19 protein-coding genes are annotated in these 24,435 nt (G+C 38.5%); all 19 read left to right on the forward strand.

Annotated elements, in window-relative coordinates; all coding sequences use genetic code 11:
- Positions 1 to 56 precede the first annotated feature (56 nt).
- The 19 genes from BTR42_RS00250 to BTR42_RS00340 all read left to right on the forward strand — a co-directional run bounded on the left by BTR42_RS00250 (position 57) and on the right by BTR42_RS00340 (position 24,398).
- Positions 57 to 1,439 (forward strand): PcsB-like coiled-coil domain-containing protein, encoded by a 1,383-nt coding sequence (locus BTR42_RS00250; RefSeq protein ID WP_009853181.1) that lies wholly within the window; start codon positions 57 to 59, stop codon positions 1,437 to 1,439.
- Between the two features lie 142 nt (positions 1,440 to 1,581).
- Positions 1,582 to 2,550 carry a ribose-phosphate diphosphokinase gene (locus BTR42_RS00255; protein ID WP_003062784.1) on the forward strand — a complete coding sequence of 323 codons (969 nt, stop codon included), beginning with the start codon at positions 1,582 to 1,584 and terminating at the stop codon, positions 2,548 to 2,550.
- 202 nt (positions 2,551 to 2,752) lie between these two features.
- Entirely contained in the window at positions 2,753 to 3,928 is a 1,176-nt protein-coding gene (locus tag BTR42_RS00260; RefSeq protein ID WP_009853182.1) for a pyridoxal phosphate-dependent aminotransferase, read from the forward strand.
- Positions 3,918 to 4,673: a DNA repair protein RecO gene (recO, locus tag BTR42_RS00265; protein ID WP_009853183.1), complete on the forward strand. Its 756-nt coding sequence runs from the start codon at positions 3,918 to 3,920 to the stop codon at positions 4,671 to 4,673. The genes BTR42_RS00260 and recO overlap by 11 nt, the downstream gene beginning before the upstream one ends.
- 171 nt (positions 4,674 to 4,844) lie before the next feature.
- A complete protein-coding gene (gene plsX, locus BTR42_RS00270; protein WP_012961315.1) occupies positions 4,845 to 5,840 on the forward strand; it encodes a phosphate acyltransferase PlsX in 996 nt (331 codons plus the stop codon).
- Between the two features lie 16 nt (positions 5,841 to 5,856).
- On the forward strand, positions 5,857 to 6,099 hold the full coding sequence (locus BTR42_RS00275; RefSeq protein ID WP_009853185.1) for an acyl carrier protein: 243 nt from the start codon (positions 5,857 to 5,859) through the stop codon (positions 6,097 to 6,099).
- Between the two features lie 124 nt (positions 6,100 to 6,223).
- On the forward strand, positions 6,224 to 6,934 hold the full coding sequence (gene purC, locus BTR42_RS00280) for a phosphoribosylaminoimidazolesuccinocarboxamide synthase (protein ID WP_009853186.1): 711 nt from the start codon (positions 6,224 to 6,226) through the stop codon (positions 6,932 to 6,934).
- 51 nt (positions 6,935 to 6,985) lie between these two features.
- Positions 6,986 to 10,711 carry a phosphoribosylformylglycinamidine synthase gene (locus tag BTR42_RS00285; RefSeq protein ID WP_077495897.1) on the forward strand — a complete coding sequence of 1,242 codons (3,726 nt, stop codon included), beginning with the start codon at positions 6,986 to 6,988 and terminating at the stop codon, positions 10,709 to 10,711.
- Positions 10,712 to 10,879: 168 nt separating this feature from the next.
- Complete coding sequence (purF, locus tag BTR42_RS00290) at positions 10,880 to 12,343, forward strand: amidophosphoribosyltransferase (RefSeq protein WP_003062799.1); 1,464 nt, start codon at positions 10,880 to 10,882, stop codon at positions 12,341 to 12,343.
- A gap of 235 nt (positions 12,344 to 12,578) precedes the next feature.
- Complete coding sequence (purM, locus tag BTR42_RS00295; protein ID WP_077495899.1) at positions 12,579 to 13,598, forward strand: phosphoribosylformylglycinamidine cyclo-ligase; 1,020 nt, start codon at positions 12,579 to 12,581, stop codon at positions 13,596 to 13,598.
- A complete protein-coding gene (purN, locus tag BTR42_RS00300; protein WP_077495901.1) occupies positions 13,598 to 14,149 on the forward strand; it encodes a phosphoribosylglycinamide formyltransferase in 552 nt (183 codons plus the stop codon). Before purM ends, purN begins: the two co-directional genes overlap by 1 nt.
- A gap of 53 nt (positions 14,150 to 14,202) precedes the next feature.
- A complete protein-coding gene (locus tag BTR42_RS00305; RefSeq protein ID WP_039693620.1) occupies positions 14,203 to 14,367 on the forward strand; it encodes a hypothetical protein in 165 nt (54 codons plus the stop codon).
- Between the two features lie 7 nt (positions 14,368 to 14,374).
- Positions 14,375 to 15,922 (forward strand): bifunctional phosphoribosylaminoimidazolecarboxamide formyltransferase/IMP cyclohydrolase, encoded by a 1,548-nt coding sequence (gene purH / locus BTR42_RS00310; protein WP_009853191.1) that lies wholly within the window; start codon positions 14,375 to 14,377, stop codon positions 15,920 to 15,922.
- A 408-nt stretch (positions 15,923 to 16,330) separates the two neighbouring features.
- Positions 16,331 to 16,762, forward strand: a complete 432-nt coding sequence (locus BTR42_RS00315) for a low molecular weight protein-tyrosine-phosphatase (protein WP_061459149.1) — start codon at positions 16,331 to 16,333, stop codon at positions 16,760 to 16,762.
- Between the two features lie 19 nt (positions 16,763 to 16,781).
- A complete protein-coding gene (locus BTR42_RS00320) occupies positions 16,782 to 17,162 on the forward strand; it encodes an MORN repeat-containing protein (RefSeq protein WP_077495903.1) in 381 nt (126 codons plus the stop codon).
- The gene (locus BTR42_RS00325; protein ID WP_077495905.1) at positions 17,159 to 18,952 is read left to right on the forward strand and encodes an acyltransferase family protein; all 1,794 of its coding nucleotides are present in this window, start codon (positions 17,159 to 17,161) and stop codon (positions 18,950 to 18,952) included. The genes BTR42_RS00320 and BTR42_RS00325 overlap by 4 nt, the downstream gene beginning before the upstream one ends.
- A 368-nt stretch (positions 18,953 to 19,320) precedes the next feature.
- Positions 19,321 to 20,805, forward strand: coding sequence for a threonine synthase (thrC, locus tag BTR42_RS00330; protein ID WP_077495907.1), 1,485 nt, complete (start codon positions 19,321 to 19,323; stop codon positions 20,803 to 20,805).
- A gap of 59 nt (positions 20,806 to 20,864) precedes the next feature.
- Positions 20,865 to 22,157, forward strand: coding sequence for an MATE family efflux transporter (locus BTR42_RS00335; protein ID WP_077495909.1), 1,293 nt, complete (start codon positions 20,865 to 20,867; stop codon positions 22,155 to 22,157).
- A 126-nt stretch (positions 22,158 to 22,283) separates the two neighbouring features.
- A complete protein-coding gene (locus BTR42_RS00340; protein ID WP_077495911.1) occupies positions 22,284 to 24,398 on the forward strand; it encodes an MMPL family transporter in 2,115 nt (704 codons plus the stop codon).
- Positions 24,399 to 24,435 lie beyond the last annotated feature (37 nt).

The following is a 24,435-nucleotide window of genomic DNA, read 5'->3' on the forward strand; positions in this document are numbered from 1 at the left end:
GCGTGATTTTTTGGTAAAATAATAATGTCTTATCAAAAAGGAGTAGTTTAATTTATATGAAAAAAAGAATTTTATCAGCTGTTCTTGTCAGTGGTGTAACACTTGGAACGGCAGCCGCTACAGTAAATGCGGATGATTATGATACACAAATCGCTGCACAAGATGCGGTTATCAGTAATCTTACATCTGAGCAAGCAGCTGCACAAAGTCAAGTTGATGCTCTTCAAGAACAAGTGACTTCACTTCAATCACAACAAGATGAATTGGAAGCACAAAATGCTCAACTCGAAGCAGAATCTCAAAAATTGAGCGAAGAAATTCAAGCTCTTTCAAGCAAGATTGTTGCTCGTAATGAATCTTTGAAAAAACAAGCACGCAGTGCTCAAAAAACTAACACAGCTACAAGCTACATTAATACTATCTTGAATTCTAAATCAATTTCAGATGCTATTAATCGTGTAGCTGCTGTTCGTGAAGTTGTTTCTGCAAACGAAAAAATGTTGGAACAACAAGAAGCAGATAAAGCTGCTATCGAACAAAAACAAGCTGAAAACCAAGAAGCTATCAATACAGTAGCTGCTAATAAAGCAACTATTGAACAAAACCAAGCAGCTTTGGCAACTCAACAAGCTGAATTGGAAGCAGCTCAATTGAACTTGTCAGCTCAATTGGCAACTGCAGAAGATGAAAAAGCAAGCTTAGTAGCTCAAAAAGAAGCTGCTGAACAAGCAGCGGCTGAAGCAGCTGCAGCACAAGCTGCCGCGGAAGCACAAGCACAAGCTGAGGCAGAAGCGCAAGCTGCATCTGTAGCACAAGCACAAGAATCTGTTGAAAATGGTACAGCTACTGTTGATACTACAACAGATACATCATCACAAGATTCAACTACTGCATCTACAGATACTGCAGCAGCAACTGAAGATACTTCTTCAACTCAACAAGCTGCTACAGTTACTCCAACTGCTACAACAACTACATCAAGTTCATCAAGTAGCTCATCAGCTTCAAGTTCATCATCAAGTAGTTCATCAGCTTCTACAAGCTCAACTGCTTCAACATCAACTTCATCAAGCAGTTCAAGTAGCTCATCTTCAAGCTCAGTGAACACTTACCCTGTTGGTCAATGTACTTGGGGTGTTAAATCACTTGCTTCATGGGTTGGAAACAACTGGGGTAATGCAAATCAATGGATTGCTAGCGCACAAGCTGCAGGTCATTCTGTAGGTACTACACCACAAGTTGGTGCGGTTGCTGTATGGCCTTATGATGGTGGTGGATATGGACACGTTGCATATGTAACTGCAGTTCAAAGTTCTACAAGTATCCAAGTTATGGAAGCTAATTATGCTGGTAACTCATCTATTGGTAACTACCGTGGATGGTTTGACCCAACTTCATCAACTTGGGGTGGCGGTACTGTTTACTACATCTATCAATAATAAATATTTGAGAAGGAATTTTCCTTCTCTTTTTTCTTTTTACTCGGATTTCCTTGTATTTATAGGGATTTAACGGATTTGTCATTGAAAAATACTTGAAAAAACGTTAAAATGGTATAGGATAAAAACTTTGGAGGAAATCATGTCTTATTCTGATTTAAAATTGTTTGCCTTGTCGTCAAACAAAGAATTAGCAGAAAAAGTTGCTTCGGCTATGGGTATTGAACTTGGAAAATCGACTGTTCGTCAATTTTCTGATGGTGAAATCCAAGTCAACATTGAAGAATCAATTCGTGGACACCATGTCTTTATTTTGCAGTCAACTAGCTCACCAGTTAATGATAACTTGATGGAAATCTTGATTATGGTTGATGCGCTTAAACGTGCTAGTGCTGAAAAAATTAGTGTGGTTATCCCTTACTATGGTTACGCTCGTCAAGACCGTAAAGCTCGTTCGCGTGAACCGATTACTTCTAAATTAGTAGCTAATATGCTTGAAGTTGCAGGAGTTGACCGTCTTTTGACTGTTGATTTGCACGCCGCTCAAATTCAAGGGTTCTTTGATATTCCAGTTGATCATTTGATGGGTGCTCCATTGATCGCTGATTACTTTGATCGTCATGGATTGGTTGGAGACGATGTTGTTGTCGTTAGTCCTGACCATGGTGGTGTGACACGTGCTCGTAAATTGGCACAATTCCTCCAAACACCGATTGCTATCATTGATAAACGTCGTAGTGTTACTAAAATGAATACCAGTGAAGTTATGAACATCATTGGTAATGTTAAAGGTAAAAAATGTATCTTGATTGATGATATGATTGATACAGCAGGTACTATTTGTCATGCAGCGGATGCTCTTGCTGAAGCTGGTGCAACAGCGGTGTATGCATCATGTACTCACCCTGTTCTTTCTGGTCCTGCACTTGAAAATATTGAAAAATCAGCTATTCAAAAATTGGTTGTTTTGGATACTATCTATCTTTCAGAAGAACGTTTGATTGATAAAATTGAACAAATCTCAATTGCTGAATTAATCGCTGAAGCAATTACTCGTATTCACGAAAAGCGTCCTTTGTCACCATTATTTGAAATGGGAACTGCTAAATAAGACGACTTTTATTAGCTTTCATGTTAAAAACCGTTGGATTTTTGTCTGACGGTTTTTCTGTTTAAATTATTTTGAAAAATATTAACATGTGGATAATTTAATAAAATCTTTTTAAAGATAGAGCTGTGGATAAGTCTAAAAAGGCTGTTTAATTATCTGAATTTTATGTATAATAGATGTAATTAGATTTTGAGGTGAGACTATGAGTTTAACAAACCGTTTTAATAAAAACTTAGATAAAATCGAAGTATCATTGATTCGTCAATTTGACCAATCAATTTCAGACGTGCCAGGGATTATGAAGTTAACTTTGGGTGAGCCTGATTTTACAACTCCTGACCATGTAAAAGAAGCTGCCAAAGCGGCTATTGATGCGAATCAATCACATTATACTGGTATGGCAGGGTTGCCAGCGCTTCGCCAAGCTGCTGCAGATTTTGTGAAGTCAAAATACAATTTGTCTTACAATCCTGATAATGAAATTTTGGTTACGATTGGTGCAACGGAAGCTTTGTCAGCGACTTTGACAGCGATTTTGGAACCAGGAGATACGGTTCTTTTGCCAGCGCCAGCTTATCCTGGGTATGAGCCAATTGCAAATCTTGTTGGTGCTGAAATTGTTGAAATTGATACAACGGCAAATGATTTTGTATTGACACCAGAAATGCTTGAAAAAGCGATTTTGGAACAAGGTGATAAATTAAAAGCAGTTTTGCTTAATTATCCAACTAATCCAACTGGTGTGACTTATTCACGTGAGCAAATTAAGGCTTTGGCCGATGTTCTTAAAAAATATGATATTTTTGTCATCTCAGATGAAGTGTATTCTGAATTGACTTATAATGATGAACCGCATGTGTCAATTGCTGAATATCTTCCAGAGCAAACGATTTTGATTAATGGGCTTTCAAAATCTCATGCTATGACTGGTTGGCGAATTGGTTTGATTTTTGCGCCAGCTATTTTCACGGCACAGTTGATTAAGAGTCACCAATATTTGGTAACGGCTGCTGCGACAATGGCTCAATTTGCTGCGATTGAAGCTCTTTCTGCTGGTAAAGATGATGCACTACCGATGAAAGTTGAATATATCAAACGTCGTGATTATATTATTGATAAGATGTCTGCTCTTGGCTTTAAGATTATTAAACCAGACGGTGCTTTTTACATTTTTGCGAAAATTCCTGCTGGTTATGAACAAGATTCGTTTAAGTTCTGTCAAGATTTTGCGCGTGAAAAAGCAGTTGCTTTCATTCCTGGTGTGGCTTTTGGTAAGTATGGTGAGGGTTATCTACGTCTTTCTTATGCGGCTAGCATGGAAACAATCACAACAGCGATGGAACGCTTGAAAGAATTTATGGAAGAACATGCAAACTAAGGAAACTTATGGTCTTGTCCTCTATAATCGTAATTATCGTGAGGATGATAAGCTAGTCAAAATTTTTACAGAAACCAATGGAAAGCATATGTTTTTTGTTAAACATGCTGGTAAATCTCGGTTTAATTCTGTTATTCAGCCGTTAACGGTGGCAAAATTTATTTTAAAAATTAATGATACAGGTCTGTCTTTCATTGAAGATTATAAGGAAGTTGACTCTTTTAAGGAAATTAATGCAGATTTGTTTAAGTTGTCCTATGCTTCTTATGTGACAGCATTGGCGGATGCAGCTGTGCCAGATGGTGTGGCAGACCCGCAGTTGTTTGCATTTGTTAATAAGACGCTTTCCTTAATGGAAGAGGGACTTGACTACGAAATTTTGACTAATATTTTTGAGATTCAACTTTTAGAACGATTTGGTGTTAGTCTTAATTTTCATGAGTGTGCTTTTTGTCATCGGGTTGGATTGCCCTTTGACTTTTCGCACAAATATTCTGGTCTGCTTTGTCCAGAGCATTATGGAAAAGATGATTATCGTAGTCATCTTGATCCGAATGTGCTGTACCTGGTGGACCGATTTCAAGCCATTCATTTTGATGAATTAAAGACGATTTCAGTTAAGCCTGAGATGAAACGAAAATTGCGTTTATTTATTGATGATATTTATGATAATTATGTCGGTCTTCGTTTGAAAAGTAAAAAATTCATTGATGATTTAGGGACTTGGGGAAATATTATGAAATAATGGTTGTTAGTGCTGCTTGATTTGTAGAGTGAGCACTAACAGCTTTTTGTTTAGAGGTGTGTCATTGAGAAGACATCTTTTTGAAAAGGTATTGTGATATTTTCTGGAACTGAAAAAAATCGGGAATCATGCTATAATGAAGTGATAATGTTTTGTGAGGAAAAAATTGATATGAAAAAAATTGCTGTTGATGCTATGGGTGGCGACAATGCCCCTAAAGCTATTATCGAAGGAGTTAATCGTGCGTTAGCAGAATTCTCAGATATTGAAATTCAACTTTATGGAGATGAATCTAAGATAAAAGAGTACTTGACTGCAACAGAGCGTGTTTCAATTATTCATACAGAAGAAAAAATTAATTCAGATGATGAACCAGCTAAAGCTATTCGTCGTAAGAAGAAAGCTAGCATGGTACTTGGGGCACAAGCTGTAAAAGAAGGGACAGCAGATGCTGTCATTTCAGCAGGGAATACAGGTGCGCTCCTTGCGGCAGGACTATTCGTTGTTGGGCGTATTAAAGGTATTGATCGTCCAGGGCTTATGTCCACTTTGCCAACACTCGATGGTAAAGGGTATGATATGTTGGACCTTGGGGCTAATGCTGAGAATACCCCTAAACATTTACATCAGTATGCTATTTTAGGGTCATTTTATGCGAAGAATGTTCGTGGTATTGCTAAGCCACGTGTTGGTTTGCTTAATAACGGAACTGAGGCAACGAAAGGTGATCCACTTCATAAAGAAGCTTATGCGCTATTAGCAGAAGATGCTTCTTTGAACTTTGTCGGAAATGTTGAAGCGCGTGATTTGATGAATGGTGTTGCAGACGTTGTGGTATCGGATGGTTTCACGGGAAACGCTGTCTTAAAAACAATGGAAGGAACTGCTCTTAACATCATGGGAGGTTTGAAATCTTCTATTAAATCAGGTGGTTTGAAAGCAAAATTGGGAGCCCTTCTTTTGAAGGATAGTTTATATCAATTAAAAGGTACTATGGACTATTCAAGTGCAGGTGGTGCAGTTCTTTTTGGGCTTAAAGCGCCTGTTGTGAAATGTCATGGTTCAAGCGATGCGCAAGCTGTTTACTATACAATCAGACAAGTTCGTACAATGTTAGAAACGAATGTGGTTGGTCAATTAGTAGAAGCTTTCACACCAAAGGATTAAACAAGGGGAGGAAGAGATGACAAAAGAGGCTATTTTTGAAAGGATTTGCTTTATTATTAAGGAGCAATTGCATAAACCAGAGTTAAACATTACTCAAACGACAACTTTACATGATGATTTGGGAGTTGATTCGATTGCCCTAATGGAATTTATCATCAATTTAGAAGATGAGTTTCATTTGGAAATCCCTGACGAAGATGTTGAAAACATGAAATGTATGGGAGAAATGATGGAATATCTCTATAATCGCGTAAATTAAGCAAAAACGTTCGTTAATTTCGAACGTTTTTATTTTTATTTCGTTAAAAAGTCTGCTAAATGTTGAAATTGGTAACATCATGTGTTAAAATTTAGTAGAATAAAAGCGAAAGGCGAACAAAAACATGTCACGACAACTTATTTATACGGGAAAAGCAAAAGATATTTACACTACATCAGAAGATGAGAATTTGATTATTTCAGTCTATAAAGACCAAGCGACAATGCTTAATGGTGCTCGTAAAGAGACTATTAAAGGTAAAGGCGTTCTTAATAATCAAATCTCATCTTTAATTTTTACGAAATTGAATGAAGCAGGTGTGGCGACTCACTTTGTTAAACAATTGTCAGAAACCGAACAATTAAATAAAAAAGTTGATATTGTTCCACTTGAAGTTGTTTTGCGTAATGTTACTGCAGGTTCATTCTCAAAACGCTTTGGTGTTGAAGAAGGAATCAAATTAGATACTCCAATCGTTGAATTTTACTACAAAAATGATGATTTGGATGACCCATTTATCAATGATGAACACGTAAAATTCCTTGGTATTGCAAGTGACGAAGATATTGCTTATATCAAAGCAGAAACACGTCGTATTAATGACCTTTTGAAAGATTGGTTCAGCCAAATTGGTCTTAATTTGATTGATTTCAAATTGGAATTTGGTAAAGACAAAGATGGCAAAATTATTCTTGCGGATGAATTTTCACCAGATAACTGCCGTCTTTGGGATGCTGAAGGTCATCACATGGATAAAGATGTTTTCCGTCGTGATTTAGGTAGTTTGACAGATGTTTACGAAGTTGTCCTTGAAAAACTCAAAGGGCTTAACTAAAAACTGTGATTTCTAATTAAGTAGAAAGAAGAATTCTAAAAAGGGTAAAAAATGAATAAACGAATTTTCGTTGAGAAAAAATCAAATTTTAACATTAAGGCTCAGGCGCTTGTTAAAGAACTCAAACACAATCTTCAATTAACAAGTTTAACTGATTTACGCATTATTCAAGTTTACGATGTTTTTAATTTAGCAGATTCGCTTTTCGAACGTGCTGAAAAACACATTTTTTCTGAACAAGTAACGGATAATATTTTGGCTGAGAGTGATGTGGTTGCTGAACTTTCTAACTATGCTTTCTTTGCTATTGAATCACTTCCAGGTCAATTTGACCAACGTGCAGCGTCATCACAAGAAGCATTGCTTCTTCTTGGCAGCAGTAATGATGTAACAGTTAATACGGCTCAACTTTATCTTGTTAACAAGGATATTGATACTGCTGAACTTGATGCGGTTAAGAATTATCTTCTTAATCCAGTAGATTCTCGTTTTAAAGATATTACAACAGGAATTGCGCCACAAGCATTTTCAGAATCAGACAAAACGATTCCAAATCTTGATTTCTTCAAGACTTATACAGCGGCTGAATTTGCTGATTATAAAGCTGAACAAGGTTTGGCGATGGAAGTTGATGACCTTGTCTTTATCCAAGAGTACTTCAAATCAATTGGGCGCGTGCCAACGGAAACAGAATTGAAAGTTTTGGATACTTATTGGTCAGACCACTGCCGCCACACAACTTTCGAAACTGAGCTTAAACATATTGATTTCTCAGCGTCTAAATTCCAAAAACAATTACAGGCAACTTATGATAAATATATTGCTATGCGTGATGAGCTTGGACGTTCTGAAAAGCCACAAACATTGATGGATATGGCAACAATCTTTGGTCGTTATGAACGTGCGAATGGTCGCTTGGACGATATGGAAGTGTCAGACGAAATTAACGCATGTTCTGTTGAAATTGAAGTTGATGTGAACGGTGTTAAAGAACCATGGCTTTTGATGTTCAAGAATGAAACACACAATCACCCAACGGAAATTGAACCATTTGGTGGTGCCGCAACGTGTATCGGTGGAGCAATCCGCGACCCATTGTCAGGACGTTCTTATGTTTATCAAGCAATGCGTATTTCAGGTGCTGGTGATATTACAACACCAATTTCAGAAACACGTCTTGGTAAATTGCCACAACAAGTGATTTCTAAAACAGCGGCACATGGTTATTCTTCATATGGTAACCAAATCGGTCTTGCCACAACTTATGTTAAAGAATATTTCCACCCAGGATTCGTCGCTAAACGTATGGAACTCGGTGCCGTTGTCGGTGCAGCTCCTAAGGGAAATGTTGTTCGTGAGAAACCAGAAGCTGGTGATGTGGTTATTCTTCTCGGTGGTAAAACTGGTCGTGACGGTGTCGGTGGTGCAACTGGTTCATCTAAAGTTCAAACGGTTGAATCTGTTGAAACAGCTGGTGCAGAAGTACAAAAAGGGAATGCCATTGAAGAACGTAAAATTCAACGTCTTTTCCGTAATGGTAATGTGACTCGCCTCATTAAAAAATCAAACGACTTTGGTGCTGGTGGTGTCTGTGTGGCAATTGGTGAGTTAGCTGACGGTCTTGAAATCGACCTTAACAAAGTGCCTTTGAAATACCAAGGACTTAATGGAACTGAAATTGCCATTTCTGAATCACAAGAACGTATGGCTGTTGTGGTTCGTCCGAAAGATGTTGAGGCTTTCGTGGCAGAATGTCATAAAGAAAATATTGACGCGGTAGTGGTTGCCACAGTTACTGAAAAACCAAATCTTGTTATGACTTGGAATGGTCAAACAATCGTTGATATTGAACGTCGTTTCCTTGATACAAACGGTGTGCGCGTGGTGGTTGATGCTAATGTTGTTGACAGTCAAGTTGACATGCCAGAACAACGTATCACTTCAGCTGCGACACTTGAATCTGATACTGTAAATGTTCTTTCTGACCTTAATCACGCTAGTCAAAAAGGTTTACAAACTATCTTTGATAGCTCTGTTGGTCGTTCAACGGTTAACCATCCGATTGGTGGTCGATATCAAATCACACCAACAGAAAGTTCAGTTCAAAAACTTCCTGTTCAAAACGGTGTAACAACAACAGCGTCAGTTATGGCACAAGGGTTCAACCCTTATATTGCTGAATGGTCACCATATCATGGTGCAGCTTATGCTGTTATCGAAGCAACAGCGCGTTTGGTGGCAACAGGTGCGAATTGGTCTAAAGCACGCTTCTCTTATCAAGAATATTTCCAACGTATGGATAAACAAGCTGAACGCTTTGGACAACCAGTCTCAGCCCTTCTTGGGTCAATCGAAGCGCAATTGCAACTTGGTTTACCATCAATCGGTGGTAAAGACTCAATGTCTGGTACATTTGAAGAATTGACAGTACCACCAACATTGGTTGCTTTTGGTGTGACAACAGCTGATAGTCGTAATGTTCTTTCACCAGAATTTAAAGCAGCTGATGAATACATTTACTACATTCCAGGGCAAGCTATTTCACAAGAGATTGATTTTGATTTGATTAAAGCTAATTTTGCTAAATTTGAAGCGATTCAAAAAGCACACCATATCACATCAGCTTCAGCTGTTAAATATGGTGGTGTGATTGAAAGCTTGGCACTTGCAGCTTTTGGTAACCATATCGGAGCTAAAGTAGAATTGGCAGAGCTTACAACTAGCTTGACAGCACAACTCGGTGGCTTTATCTTTACATCTACTGAAGAAGTTGCTGAAGTTAGCAAAATCGGTGAAACAACAGCTGACTTTACACTTGCTGTCAATGGTGTCAACCTTGCAGGAGATAAACTTTTGTCAGCCTTTGAGGGCAAACTTGAAGATGTTTATCCAACTGAATTTGAACAGAGTACAAAACTTGAAGATGTTCCAGCAGTTGCTTCGGATGCAGTGATTAAAGCAAGTGAAAAAGTTGCTGAACCATTGGTTTACATCCCAGTATTCCCTGGTACAAACTCAGAGTACGATTCAGCTAAAGCCTTTGAACAAGCAGGTGCAAAAGTTAACTTGGTACCATTTGTAACACTTGATGAAGCAGCTATTGAAGCATCTGTTGACACAATGGTTGACAATATCAGTAAAGCTAACATCATCTTCTTTGCAGGTGGTTTCTCAGCTGCTGATGAACCAGACGGTTCGGCTAAATTCATTGTCAACATCTTGTTGAACCAAAAAGTCCGCGCAGCTATTGACAGCTTTATTGAAAAAGGTGGTCTTATTATCGGTATCTGTAATGGATTCCAAGCCCTTGTGAAATCAGGTCTGCTTCCATACGGTAACTTTGAAGACGCGACTGAAACAAGCCCAACTCTTTTCTACAATGATGCTAACCAACACGTGGCGAAAATGGTTGAAACACGTATTGCCAATACGAATTCACCTTGGCTTGCAGGTGTTGAAGTGGGTGACGTTCATGCTATTCCAGTATCACATGGTGAAGGTAAATTCGTCGTAACAGATGAAGAATTTGCAGAACTTCGTGATAATGGACAAATCTTCAGCCAATACGTTGACTTTGACGGTAAACCAAGTATGGATTCTAAATACAATCCAAACGGTTCTGTTAATGCGATTGAAGGTATCACAAGTAAGAACGGTCAAATCATTGGTAAAATGGGACATTCAGAACGTTACGAAGGCGGTCTTTTCCAAAATATTCCAGGAAATAAAGACCAACACTTGTTCCGTAGCGCTGTTGAATATTTTACTAAAGGGTAATACTATTTTTAAAAATATATTTTATAGAAATGACATGACTGCGATTGCGTCTTGAAATTCTAAATACAAATACACAGGCAAGAGAGCTGAGGCTTGTCTCAGCCTCTTTTGTCAACTTATCAAAAGGAGAAAAAATTCCTTATAATTTAGTTCTAGGTAATAAAAATAATGACATACGAAGTTAAATCTCTAAATGAAGAATGTGGTGTTTTTGGGATTTGGGGGCATCCTCAAGCCGCTCAAGTGACTTATTTTGGACTTCACAGTCTTCAACACCGCGGTCAAGAAGGTGCTGGTATCGTTACAAACGATAACGGCAAACTTCTTCAGCACCGTAATACTGGTCTTCTTTCAGAAGTATTTAAAAATCCTGCTGATTTGGAAAAATTAACAGGAACTGCAGCTATTGGTCACGTTCGCTATGCGACTGCTGGCTCTGCGTCTATTAATAACATTCAACCATTTCTTTACAACTTTACAGACGAGCAATTTGGGCTTTGTCACAATGGTAATTTGACAAATGCAGTATCATTGAAAAAAGAATTGGAAGACCAAGGGGCGATTTTTAATGCCTCATCTGATACTGAAATTCTAATGCATTTGATTCGCCGTAGCCATAATCCTGAGTTTATCGGTAAAGTCAAAGAAGCGTTGAACACTGTCAAAGGTGGCTTTGCTTATCTTTTGATGACAGAAGATAAATTGATTGCTGCGCTTGACCCAAATGGTTTTCGTCCGTTGTCAATTGGGCAAATGGCAAATGGTGCTTGGGTAGTATCAAGCGAAACGTGTGCCTTTGAAGTGGTTGGTGCTAAATGGGTTCGTGATGTAAAACCAGGAGAACTTGTTATCATTGATGACAATGGCATTCAGTATGACACTTACACAAATGATACACAGCTTGCTATCTGTTCAATGGAATATATCTATTTTGCACGTCCTGACAGTGATATTTATGGTGTCAATGTTCACACGGCTCGTAAAAATATGGGGAAACGTTTGGCACAGGAATTTCAACATGAAGCTGATATTGTCGTTGGTGTACCGAATTCATCACTTTCAGCAGCGATGGGATTTGCTGAAGAATCAGGTCTCCCAAATGAAATGGGCTTGGTGAAAAATCAGTACACACAACGTACTTTCATTCAACCGACACAAGAGTTACGTGAGCAAGGTGTTCGCATGAAGCTCTCAGCCGTATCTGGTGTTGTTAAAGGTAAGCGCGTGGTCATGGTTGATGATTCTATCGTGCGTGGAACTACATCACGCCGTATCGTTCGTTTGCTTCGTGAAGCTGGTGCGACAGAAGTTCATGTGGCAATCGGTAGTCCAGAATTGAAATACCCATGTTTCTACGGTATCGATATTCAAAATCGTCGTGAATTGATTTCAGCTAACCACACTAAAGATGAAGTTTGTGAGATTATCGGTGCTGATAGCTTGACTTACTTGTCAATTGACGGTTTGATTGAATCAATCGGTCTTGATACAGATGCGCCTAATGGTGGTTTGTGTGTGGCTTACTTTGACGGTAAGTATCCAACACCACTTTACGATTACGAAGAACCTTACCTCAAGAGCTTAGAAGAAAAAACAAGCTTCTATATTCATGAAGTTAATGAAAATAAATAGAACTGTTTAATAGCTCTGCTATTTCCCAAAAGGAGAAAAATATTATGATAAAAAATGCTTACGCTCCACGTCTTACCACTGACTAAAGGCTAAAGCATTTGTCAGTGGACGCTTTGTCCTATGGGACCAAAGCTAAAGACCTGACTAGTTTTTTCAGTCAAAATGATGGTTTGACTGAAAAAACGTCGCAATCTCCAAAATGGTTTTTTGACAAAAAAAGAGAAGGAAAAATATTATGACAAAAAATGCTTATGCTCAATCTGGTGTTGATGTTGAAGCGGGTTATGAAGTTGTTGCACGTATCAAAAAACACGTTGCGCGTACTGAACGTGCAGGTGTTATGGGAGCTCTTGGTGGCTTTGGTGGTATGTTCGATCTTACAAAAACTGGTGTGAAAGAACCTGTTTTGATTTCAGGAACTGATGGTGTGGGAACAAAACTCATGCTTGCCATTAAATATGATAAACACGATACAATCGGTCAAGACTGTGTTGCCATGTGTGTTAATGACATCATTGCAGCTGGTGCGGAACCACTTTACTTCCTAGATTACATTGCAACTGGTAAAAATGAACCTGCAAAACTTGAACAAGTCGTTGCAGGTGTTGCTGAAGGTTGTGTTCAATCTGGCGCAGCTCTTATCGGTGGTGAAACTGCTGAAATGCCTGGTATGTATGGTGAAGATGATTATGATTTGGCTGGTTTTGCAGTAGGTGTTGCTGAAAAATCACAAATCATTGATGGTTCAAAAGTTTCTGATGGTGATGTTCTTCTTGGACTTGCTTCAAGTGGGATTCACTCAAATGGTTATTCACTTGTCCGTCGTGTCTTTGCTGATTACACAGGTGAAGAAGTGCTTCCTGAACTTGAAGGCAAAAAATTAAAAGAAGTTCTTCTTGAACCAACACGTATCTACGTTAAAGCGGCGCTTCCACTTATCAAAGAAGAATTGGTTAACGGTATTGCTCACATTACTGGTGGTGGTTTCATTGAAAATGTCCCACGTATGTTTGCGGATGATTTAGCTGCTGAAATCGAAGAAGATAAAGTTCCTGTTCTTCCAATTTTTAAAGCTCTTGAAAAATACGGTAACATCAAACACGAAGAAATGTTTGAAATCTTCAACATGGGTATTGGTTTGATGTTGGCAGTTAGCCCTGATAAGGTTGAGCGCGTGAAAGAATTGCTTGACGAACCAGTTTACGAACTTGGTCGTATTGTTAAAAAAACTGATGCAAGTGTGGTGATTAAATAATGAAAAAAATCGCAGTTTTTGCGAGTGGTAATGGGTCAAATTTTCAAGTCATTGCGGAGCAATTTCCAGTTGAATTTGTCTTTTCAGATCACCGAGATGCATATGTCTTAGAACGTGCGGAAAAACTCGGTGTGACAACTCATGCTTTTGAACTTAAAGAGTTTGACAATAAAGCAGCTTACGAAGAGGCTATTGTTGCTTTGCTTGAAAAATATGATATTGATTTGGTTTGCCTAGCTGGTTATATGAAGATTGTTGGTCCGACTTTGCTAGCGGCTTACGAAGGTCGTATCATCAATATTCACCCAGCTTATCTGCCAGAATTTCCAGGTGCTCATGGTATTGATGATGCTTGGGAAGCAGGTGTTGACCAGTCTGGTGTTACCATTCACTGGGTTGACAATGGCGTTGACACGGGAAAAGTGATTAAACAAGTCCGTGTGCCTCGTCTGGCTGATGATACCATTGACAGTTTTGAAGCTCGTATTCATGAAAATGAGTATAAACTCTACCCAGAAGTTTTAGAGAGCTTAGGAGTTGAGAAAAAGTAGTCAGCGCATTTGATAGCATAGCTATTGGCATGCTAGCTTATTAGGAGATTATGATGATGAAAAAGATTTTGGTGTTTGTATTAACTTTTATTGTCGTTGCCTTTATAGTAAATGTACTATTTGGCAATCTTGAAAATCCATGGCGTCTTAGTTTAGCTTATGTTATCGGGCTTATTGCTGGCATTATGATTGACTGGTTTATTTTTTATAGAAAGTAGGACTGAAATGACAAAACGTGCACTAATTAGTGTTTCTGATAAAGCGGGCATTGTTGAATTTGCTCAAGAATTGAAAAAACTTGGTTGGGATATTATCTCGACTGGTGGAACAAAAGTTGCGCTTGATAAAGCAGGTGTTGACACTATCGCGATTGATGATGTGACTGGATTCCCAGAAATGATGGACGGTCGTGTGAAAACACTTCACCCAAATATTCATGGTGGTCTTTTGGCTCGTCGTGACCTTGACAGCCACCTTCAAGCTGCAAAAGATAACCACATTGAATTGATTGATCTTGTTGTGGTTAACCTTTACCCATTCAAAGAAACAATCTTGAAACCAGAAGTAACTTACGCTGATGCGGTTGAAAATATTGATATCGGTGGTCCTTCAATGCTTCGCTCTGCTGCTAAAAACCATGCTAGTGTAACAGTTGTCGTTGATCCAGCTGACTACGCTGTTGTTTTGGATGAATTGTCAGCTAATGGTGAAACAAGCTTTGAAACTCGTCAACGTTTGGCAGCAAAAGTTTTCCGTCATACAGCAGCTTATGATGCTTTAATTGCAGAATATTTCACAAAACAAGTTGGTGAAACAAAACCTGAAAAACTCACAATCACTTACGATTTGAAACAACCAATGCGTTATGGTGAAAATCCTCAACAAGACGCTGATTTCTACCAAAAAGCTTTGCCAACAGATTACTCAATTGCTTCTGCTAAACAATTGAATGGTAAAGAATTGTCATTTAACAACATCCGCGACGCTGATGCTGCAATCCGCATTATCCGTGATTTCAAAGACCGTCCCACTGTTGTTGCCCTTAAACACATGAACCCGTGTGGTATCGGACAAGCTGATGATATTGAAACAGCTTGGGACTATGCTTATGAATCAGACCCAGTTTCAATCTTTGGTGGAATTGTTGTACTTAACCGTGAAGTTGACGCCGCAACAGCTAAGAAAATGCACGCTATCTTCCTTGAAATCATCATTGCACCAAGTTATTCAGAAGAAGCCCTTGAAATCTTGACAACTAAGAAGAAAAACTTGCGTATTCTTCAATTGCCATTTGAAGCTCAAGAGGCTAGCCAAGTTGAAAAAGAATACACTGGTGTTGTCGGTGGGCTTTTGGTTCAAAACCAAGATGTTGTCGAAGAAAATCCAGCTGATTGGAAAGTTGTAACAAAACGTCAACCAAACGACCAAGAAAAAACAGCGCTTGAATTTGCTTGGAAAGCTATTAAATACGTGAAATCTAACGGTATTATTGTGACAAATGACCACATGACACTTGGTGTTGGTCCTGGTCAAACAAACCGTGTAGCTTCTGTTCGTATCGCTCTTGATCAAGCTAAAGACCGTCTTGACGGTGCTGTCCTTGCTAGTGATGCCTTCTTCCCATTTGCGGACAACGTTGAAGAAATTGCTGCTGCAGGTGTGAAAGCAATCATCCAACCTGGTGGTTCAGTCCGTGACCAAGAATCTATTGATATGGCTGATAAATACGGCATTGCCATGGTATTTACAGGTGTTCGTCACTTCCGTCATTAAGAGTTAATAATATAATAGCAAGTGCCTTAGCCAAATTGGTTGAGGCGCTTTTTAAGTTTTCTGAAAGAAAATTTTCAGTCTCTCTTAAGCAAGCCACCCTATACTAAAGATACTCCTAAATAAACTTTTTTTCATACCCCTGCAAATCCTAATCTATTTTAGATTGGGATTTTTTTGTGCAACGATTTTAGAGATAAAAAAGAAAGAACCCCGCTAGCGGAGTCCTTTCAGGAGATTATGAAAAAGAAAAGTTTTAGGATTGTTTATATTGTAAATCGGGTGCCTTAATTTTTTCTTAAAAATAAAAATAGAAGTTAGAGTATTTGTCGTGTGATAAGGCTCTATTTTTTGTTATAATGATAAAAGAAGTTTTTAATAAATGAGTTATTGACTACGTAGGGAGAGAAAATGAAAAAAGTATGTTTTGTTTGTCTAGGAAATATTTGTCGTAGTCCAATGGCTGAATTTGTGATGAAAGATTTGGCTGGTGCTGAAGGCTGGCTGATTGAAAGCCGTGCAACTTCTGGCTGGGAACATGGTAATCCCATTCATCATGGAACGCAAAGTATTTTTAAAAAACATAACATTAGTTACGACAAGCACAAGTCATCTCAACAGATTTCGCGCAAAGATTTTTATGATTTTGATGTTATTATTGGTATGGATGCGGAAAATGTTGCGGATTTGAAACATATGTCACAAGGAAAGTATGATGACAAAATCTTTCTTTTTGTAAAAGGTGGTGTACCAGATCCTTGGTTTACAGGTGATTTTGATGCAACCTATGATTTGGTTAAGCGTGGTTGTGAACAATGGCTAACGCGGCTAAAAAATTCTTAAAAAGAGAAGTTGAGCAAAAATGAAAAAAATAAAAATAACCCGAGGGCGCATAGAGCTCTTAACGGTTTTGATTCTTATCATCTGTGGTTTATCCGTTTTTACGCTATCAATGAAATCTAAAACAACGTTAACCTACGACAATGGTAAAATAACCTACACAGGCTATGTTGTTAATCACCGTATGAATGGTCAGGGAAAATTGACTTATGAAAATGGTGATACCTATGAAGGTAATTTTGTGGATGGTGTTTTTGAAGGTCAAGGAACTTTTGCCTCAAATTCTGGTTGGACATATCAAGGAGAATTTAAAGATGGTCAGCCAGACGGTCAAGGAACTTTGACAGCGCAAAATGGAGAGGTATATACAGGAACCTTTAAACAGGGGATTTTTCAAAAATGAGAATAAAATGGTTTTCAATGGTTAGGGTGACGGGGCTCTTGCTCGTTTTACTCTATCATTTCTTTAAAACAGCTTTTCCAGGCGGTTTTATTGGTGTTGATATTTTCTTTACATTTTCAGGATATTTGATTACGGCTTTACTGATTGATGAATATTCGAAAAACAAGAAAATTGATCTTTTAGGATTTTACAAGAGGCGTTTTTATCGTATCGTGCCTCCGTTGGTGTTGATGATTCTTATTGTTATGCCGTTTACTTACTTGGTACGTAAAGACTACGTGGCAAGCATTGGCAGTCAAATTGCGGCAGCAGTAGGATTTACAACGAATTTTTATGAAATTATCACAGGTGGTAACTACGAAACGCAATTTATCCCACATCTCTTTGTTCATACATGGAGTTTGGCAATTGAGATGCATTTTTATTTGATTTGGGGATTTTTGGTTTGGTTTTTGGGGAAACACCATGATAACGTAGTAAAATTCCGTAGTTTGATTTTTGCAATTTCTGCAGCATTTTTTGCTGGAAGTTTCCTATCAATGTTTATCCGAGCATTTTTTGTTGACAACGTTTCGACAATTTACTTTTCATCTCTGTCCCATAGTTTTCCGTTTTTCTTAGGAGCCATGGTGGCAACGATGACAGGAATTCGAGAAACAACGGCTCGTTTCAAAAAGAATGTTCGTCTCTGGTCAACAAAACGCAGTATTTTGACAATGGTGCTAAGCTTTGCTTTGTTGCTACTGTTGACATTTGCTTTGAAATTTGACCAACGAATCACGTATTTGTTTGGCTTTGTATTAGCAAGTTTATTTGCAACGGTGATGATTTATGCGGCGCGTGTGCTAAACGACCAAACGCCTAATGCCAAAGAGCCCGCTATTATCAACTATTTGGCAGATGTTAGTTATGGTGTTTATCTTTTCCATTGGCCATTTTACATTATCTTCACGCAACTAATGTCAAATGGTTTAGCGGTATTGGTAACGGTTATCTTTTCATTGATATTTTCAACGCTGTCTTATTATGTATTGGAGCCATTTCTTGCTGGCAAGTCTGTCAAATTGCTTGGCTTGAATTTAGATTTACATCCTTATCAAAAATGGCTTTATGGTGGAGGAGCTTTGCTTGGTTTGGTGACAATTGTGACCATTATCATTTCTCCAGCTGTTGGTGATTTTGAGACAAGTCTTTTGGTGAATTCGCTCCAGCAAGCACAGACTAATTTGAATCGGACACATACTGTAACTGCTGGGGATGCAACGGCTTTAAGTGATGTTACTGTCATTGGAGATTCCGTAGCTCTTCGCTCAAGTGCTTCATTTTCAAGCTTACTTCCAGATGCTCAAGTTGACGCTGCGGTTAGCCGAAGCTTTGATGATGCTTTTGAGATTTTCCAAAATGAAATTTCAAGCGGGACATTATCGCAAACAACAGTTCTTGCGGTGGGGGTTAATTCGCTAGATAATTACCAAGAAGATTTGCAGCAGTTTATTGATGCTCTGCCAGATGGCTATCGTTTGATTATTGTGACACCTTACAATGCTAATAATGAAGCTCAAGTCAAAGAAGTTCGTGATTATGAGCTAACTTTGGCTGATACTTATAATTATGTTACGGTGGCAGATTGGTATAAAGCAGCAACTAAACACCCAGAAATCTGGAGTGGTACTGATGGCGTGCATTACAGTGATAGTGATACGACTGGTGCAGACCTTTATGTTAAAACGATTCAAAAAGCAATTGAAAAATCCGCTAAAAATCCAGCCAAAGGAGAATCGGATTCTTAGTTTGTTTCAGAAACCAACTTCGGTTGGTTTTTTCTTGTTCAAAACGCTAATTTTCTATCATTTTATGTAAGAAATAATAACATCAAAAAAGTTTTAAAAATCCCTTTACAGTATAGGTTTGAAGCGTTATAATACAGGTGACATAAAACGTGAGAAGAAAGGAGAAAGAAAAAGGTGGCTGATTTATTCTACGACGTCTTGGCAAGCGTCTGGATTTCTATTGCTGGTGTTGATTCACGTTGGGGAAAATAAGAAACTAAAGCACCTGTACGGGTGCTTTTTTCGATAATTGTCATAAATTTGTATAAATTTTCTGATAATTATGGTAAAATAGACAAAAGACTATCTATATATATGAGGAATTTGTGATGACGTTAATTTACCAATCAACTCGTGATGAAAATAACAAAGTAACTGCTAGTCAAGCTATCTTACAAGGATTGGCAACTGACGGTGGTTTATTTACTCCTGTATCACTTCCAGAAGTGGCATTGGATTTTGAAACTTTAAAAGATGCTTCTTACCAGGAAGTGGCTAAGCTTGTATTGTCTGCATTTTTAGACGATTTCACAGAAGAAGAGTTGGCTTACTGTATTGATTCTGCTTACGATGCTAAATTTGATACACCAGAAATCGCACCGCTGGTTAAATTAGGTGGCCAATATAATCTTGAACTTTTCCATGGGTCAACTATTGCGTTTAAAGACATGGCATTGTCAATCTTGCCATACCTTTTGATAACGTCAGCTAAAAAACAAGGCGTTGATAACAAAATCGTGATTTTGACAGCGACATCAGGTGATACTGGTAAAGCTGCAATGGCTGGTTTTGCGGATGTCCCAGGAACAGAAATCATTGTTTTCTATCCAAAAGACGGTGTCAGCAAAATTCAGGAACTTCAAATGACAACACAAACTGGTAATAACACACACGTTGTAGCTATTACTGGTAACTTTGATGATGCGCAAACAGATGTAAAACGTATGTTTAACGACGTTGATTTGCGTGAAAAATTGCTTGCGCACAAGACACAATTTTCATCAGCGAACTCAATGAATGTTGGGCGTTTGGTACCACAAGTTGTTTATTATGTTTATGCTTACGCACAACTTGTTAAAGCTGGTCATATTAAAGCAGGCGACAAAGTAAACTTTACAGTTCCAACAGGAAACTTTGGTAATATTCTAGCAGCTTACTATGCAAGTCAAATCGGTGTCCCAGTTGGTAAATTAATCTGTGCTTCAAATGAAAACAAAGTTTTAACAGACTTCTTCACAACAGGGACTTATGATAAAAAACGTGAGTTTAAAGTCACAACAAGTCCTTCAATGGATATCTTGGTATCATCTAACTTAGAACGTTTGATTTTCCATTTGTTGGGAAATGATGCTGCTAAGACGAAAGCATTGATGGAACAATTGGTTTCAGAAGGCGAATACACACTTCCTGATGTTGACCAATCGATTCTTGATTTATTTGAAGCAGGCTATGCAACAGAAGTTGAAACATCTGCTGAAATCAAACGTGTCTATGAAGCATCTGATTACATTGAGGACCCACATACGGCAGTTGCGTCAGCTGTTTATCAAAAATACGCAGAGCGCACAGGTGATAAAACACCAACTGTGATTGCTTCAACAGCAAGTCCATATAAATTCCCACGTGTGGCAGTTGAAGCTGTTAGTGGACAAGCACCTGCAGATGATTTTGTTGCTGTTAAGGAACTTGAAAAATTATCAGGTGTTGCCATTCCAAAAGCTGTCAATGGACTTGAAACAGCTGAGGTTCGTCACAAAACGGTTGTGGCAACAGGTGATATGCAAAAAGCAGTTGAAAATTATTTAGGACTTTAAATTTATAAAAGTAGAAGCTGAGGCTGGTTCTCAGCTTTTCTTTCTGTTACGATAAGGGTATGAAACAAACAAAGAAAATTATTCACTTGGCTTTTCCTGCTATGATGGAAAATTTGCTGCAGATGCTGATGGGAGTGGTTGACAACTACCTTGTTGCTCAGGTTGGTTTGATTGCCGTTTCAGGTGTCTCTGTTGCTAATAATATTATTACAATTTATCAAGCTATTTTCATTGCTCTCGGAGCTGCGGTTTCAAGTCTGGTGGCTAAAAGTCGTGGTGAAAAAAATAATGAAAAGACGGTGCAATATCAGTCTGAGGCGATTTTGGTAACACTAGGTCTCAGTTTAGTTCTAGGGCTTTTTTCCTTGCTTTTTGGAAAAACAATTCTTCATTGGCTAGGAACAGAAACAACAGTCACACAAGCAGGTGGTCTGTATTTGGCGATTGTTGGTGGTTTGATTGTTAGTCTTGGTTTGATGACAACGTTGAGCGCGTTTTTGCGTGCTTTAGGCAAACCACAGTTACCAATGTATGTTAGTTTATTGAGCAATATTTTAAATGCGATTTTTTCTGCGGTATCTGTTTTTGTTTTTCACTGGGGGATTGCTGGTGTTGCTTGCTCAACGGTCTTGTCACGTTTTATCGGTACGTTGTTGTTAGCAAGTCAATTGCCAATGGGCAATATTTTAAAAACGATAAAATGGCATTTGGATAGTGATTTGTTGAAAATAGCCTTGCCTGCGGCTGGTGAACGTCTAATGATGCGTGCTGGTGATGTGGTTATCGTGGCGATTATTGTCAAATTTGGTACGGAAGTCGTTGCAGGAAATGCCATTGGGGAAACCTTGACGCAGTTTAATTACATGCCAGGAATGGGCGTTGCGACAGCAACCGTTATTCTTGTTGCACATAGTCTTGGACAAAAAAATACCAAAGATATTAAACAGCTGGTACGTGATTCGTATTTGATTTCGACGATTATGATGCTTTGTGTCGGTGCTTTGGTTTACGTGTTTGGTAGTCATTTGACTTATCTTTTCACGACCAATCAAACAGCGCTAACAGCTAGCCTTGTTGTGTTGTTTTATTCTTTTGTTGGCGGTCCAGCGACAGCAGGAACACTTATTTACACAGCAGCATGGCAAGGTTTGGGCAATGCAAAACTTCCATTTTACGCCACAACATTTGGAATGTGGGTCATTCGAATTATTTCAGGGTACGTGTTGGGAGTTAGCCTAAACCTTGGTTTGACAGGTGTTTGGCTAGCAACGTTAGCAGATAATATTTTCCGTTGGCTTTTCCTATATTCCCTTTACAAGAAATATATGAAGGAATTAGCAATGATGAGTTGAAAAAATCAGGTTTTCCTGATTTTTTTGTTATTTTTTCCCAAAAGGGAAGTGAAATTTGTCCCTAAAGTCTATTATTTTCTAAGTAAGGATTTGTTAAGATGAGCATATTAGAAAAGGAGACTGTCTATGGGAAAATTACTACATAAATTAAGTTATTGGATTTTTAGGCATGCCAAACTGACAATTGTTTTGGTTATGCTGTTGTTGGGGGCTCTTGGTGGAATTGCTGGGTTAACAGGCGTGCATTTTTCATCAACAGGGCTTGATATGAAAGGTACAGAATCGCAAACAGCGCTTAATATTGTTGAAAAAGATTTTGCTGGTCTTGCTTCAAAAGGTGCGAGTGAAAAAGTCGTCTTTAAAGCAACTTCGGGTTCGTTAACAGATGAGACGGCACAGCAAGCTATGGCGGATTTTGTTAAAGAAGAAATGGCTGATGATGCTGTTGAGATGGTTATTCTACCAGAGCAACAACAAAATTTGACTAAGAATAATGCTATCGGATATGCAACAGTTACTTTCAAAAAAGCAAAGGAAGATGTTAAGCAGTCATCGATTAATCATTTGGTAAAGGCGACTAAAATTCCCAAAGATGCAGGAATTGAAACGGAACTAACAGGCGATTTGACAATTAGTGAAATGGATACTGGTGAAAAATCAGAAATCTATGGTCTCTTAGCAGCCATTATCATTCTAGCCATTACTTTTGCATCGGTTATCATGGCAGGAATGCCGATTCTTTCTGCACTTATTGGTTTGGGAATCAGTGTGCTTGGTGTGGTTATTTTGTCAAATTGGATTGAGTTCACAACATCTGATTTATCGCTTAGTGGTATGATTGGCTTAGCTGTGGGAATTGATTATGCTCTCTTCATTATTTCGCGTTACAGACAAGAAATAAAAAAAGGACATAGTCGTGAAGAAGCACTGGCTAAGTCAATGACGACAGCAGGGAAAGCCGTTATTTTTGCAGGTACGACTGTTATAGTTGCTTTGCTTGCTATGTCAACACTTGGTATTAGCTTCTTATCTGTAATGGGATTTGCTGGTGCTTTGTCTGTTCTTGGAGCAATGTTGACAGCTTTGACCATTATTCCAGCGGTGATTGTTCTTTTAGGAAAAATTGCAACAGGAGAAAAGCAAAATCGTGTATTAGCTCGTTTTGGACGATTGAAACGTGACTATGGTTGGGGAAAATTCGTTAGCAAATTTAAAGTGTTGTTATCAGGAATGGTGTTGCTTGGCTTAATTATTGTTGCTTTGCCAGCGCGTAATATGAATCTTGGGTTGCCAACGGATGCTAACAAGAGCACCAAGACAACGGAACGTCGTGCTTATGATATTATGACAGAAGGTTATGGTGCAGGGCATGCGGCAACCTTGGTCGTTTTAGTTAAAACTGGTGATAGTGAAACAGCGCAGGATGTAGCCACAGAATTGCAGAATACAGCTAACGTAGAGCGTGTGACACCACCAATGATTGGCAATGGTAAATCTGGACAATATTACATGATTACGTTGACTCCGAAAACAGACGGAAATGCAGTAGCTACTAAGAATTTGGTAAAAGCTATCCGTGCGAAATCAAATAAAAATGGCAACCCAACGTTGTTGGTTACAGGTTCAACAGCTATTAATATTGATATGTCAGATGCTTTGCTAGCAGCTCTTCCAAAATTTGCTTTAATTATCGTAGCATTTGCCTTTGTTCTTTTATTGCTTATCTTCCGTTCGTTATTGATTCCGTTTGTTGCGGTAAGTGGTTTTGTTCTTTCATTGCTTGCGACTTTGGGTGCCTTGGTCTTTATTGTCCAAGAAGGACATTTTGATGATTTGATTGGACTTGCTGGTCCGAGTGCTATTTTGAATTTCTTACCAGTTTTAGTTATCGGCATTATGTTTGGTTTGGCAATGGATTACGAGGTCTTTCTTATCAGTCGGATGAAAGAAGTATATGATGAAACAGGAGACACTCAAAAAGCCTTGCTTGAGGGAATGAAAGATAATGGGAAAGCTATCTTTGCAGCTATTTTGATTATGGCATCAGTCTTTATGGGCTTTGTCTTTGCAGCAGACAGTACAGTTAAATCAATGGGCTTGGCGTTGACGTTGGGAATCTTCTTTGATGCTCTCATTGTTCGAATGATTTTTGTTCCAGCTACGCTTGCCGTCTTTGGTAAAGCCAATTGGTATCTGCCTAAATGGTTGGATAAACTTCTCCCAAATGTTAAAATTGAATAGAGAGATTGAGCTGAGATAATCTCAGCTTTTTTAGGTG

The organism is Streptococcus gallolyticus subsp. gallolyticus DSM 16831 (assembly GCF_002000985.1).
GTDB classification, from domain to species: Bacteria; Bacillota; Bacilli; order Lactobacillales; family Streptococcaceae; genus Streptococcus; species Streptococcus gallolyticus.

Excerpts from the sequence above, each read along its gene's own strand:
- BTR42_RS00250 (WP_009853181.1), top strand. The coding sequence starts at position 57 with ATGAAAAAAAGAATTTTATCAGCTGTTCTTGTCAGTGGTGTAACACTT.
- BTR42_RS00255 (WP_003062784.1), top strand. The coding sequence starts at position 1,582 with ATGTCTTATTCTGATTTAAAATTGTTTGCCTTGTCGTCAAACAAAGAA.
- BTR42_RS00260 (WP_009853182.1), top strand. The coding sequence starts at position 2,753 with ATGAGTTTAACAAACCGTTTTAATAAAAACTTAGATAAAATCGAAGTA.
- recO (WP_009853183.1), top strand. The coding sequence starts at position 3,918 with ATGCAAACTAAGGAAACTTATGGTCTTGTCCTCTATAATCGTAATTAT.
- plsX (WP_012961315.1), top strand. The coding sequence starts at position 4,845 with ATGAAAAAAATTGCTGTTGATGCTATGGGTGGCGACAATGCCCCTAAA.
- BTR42_RS00275 (WP_009853185.1), top strand. The coding sequence starts at position 5,857 with ATGACAAAAGAGGCTATTTTTGAAAGGATTTGCTTTATTATTAAGGAG.
- purC (WP_009853186.1), top strand. The coding sequence starts at position 6,224 with ATGTCACGACAACTTATTTATACGGGAAAAGCAAAAGATATTTACACT.
- BTR42_RS00285 (WP_077495897.1), top strand. The coding sequence starts at position 6,986 with ATGAATAAACGAATTTTCGTTGAGAAAAAATCAAATTTTAACATTAAG.
- purF (WP_003062799.1), top strand. The coding sequence starts at position 10,880 with ATGACATACGAAGTTAAATCTCTAAATGAAGAATGTGGTGTTTTTGGG.
- purM (WP_077495899.1), top strand. The coding sequence starts at position 12,579 with ATGACAAAAAATGCTTATGCTCAATCTGGTGTTGATGTTGAAGCGGGT.
- purN (WP_077495901.1), top strand. The coding sequence starts at position 13,598 with ATGAAAAAAATCGCAGTTTTTGCGAGTGGTAATGGGTCAAATTTTCAA.
- BTR42_RS00305 (WP_039693620.1), top strand. The coding sequence starts at position 14,203 with ATGATGAAAAAGATTTTGGTGTTTGTATTAACTTTTATTGTCGTTGCC.
- purH (WP_009853191.1), top strand. The coding sequence starts at position 14,375 with ATGACAAAACGTGCACTAATTAGTGTTTCTGATAAAGCGGGCATTGTT.
- BTR42_RS00315 (WP_061459149.1), top strand. The coding sequence starts at position 16,331 with ATGAAAAAAGTATGTTTTGTTTGTCTAGGAAATATTTGTCGTAGTCCA.
- BTR42_RS00320 (WP_077495903.1), top strand. The coding sequence starts at position 16,782 with ATGAAAAAAATAAAAATAACCCGAGGGCGCATAGAGCTCTTAACGGTT.
- BTR42_RS00325 (WP_077495905.1), top strand. The coding sequence starts at position 17,159 with ATGAGAATAAAATGGTTTTCAATGGTTAGGGTGACGGGGCTCTTGCTC.
- thrC (WP_077495907.1), top strand. The coding sequence starts at position 19,321 with ATGACGTTAATTTACCAATCAACTCGTGATGAAAATAACAAAGTAACT.
- BTR42_RS00335 (WP_077495909.1), top strand. The coding sequence starts at position 20,865 with ATGAAACAAACAAAGAAAATTATTCACTTGGCTTTTCCTGCTATGATG.
- BTR42_RS00340 (WP_077495911.1), top strand. The coding sequence starts at position 22,284 with ATGGGAAAATTACTACATAAATTAAGTTATTGGATTTTTAGGCATGCC.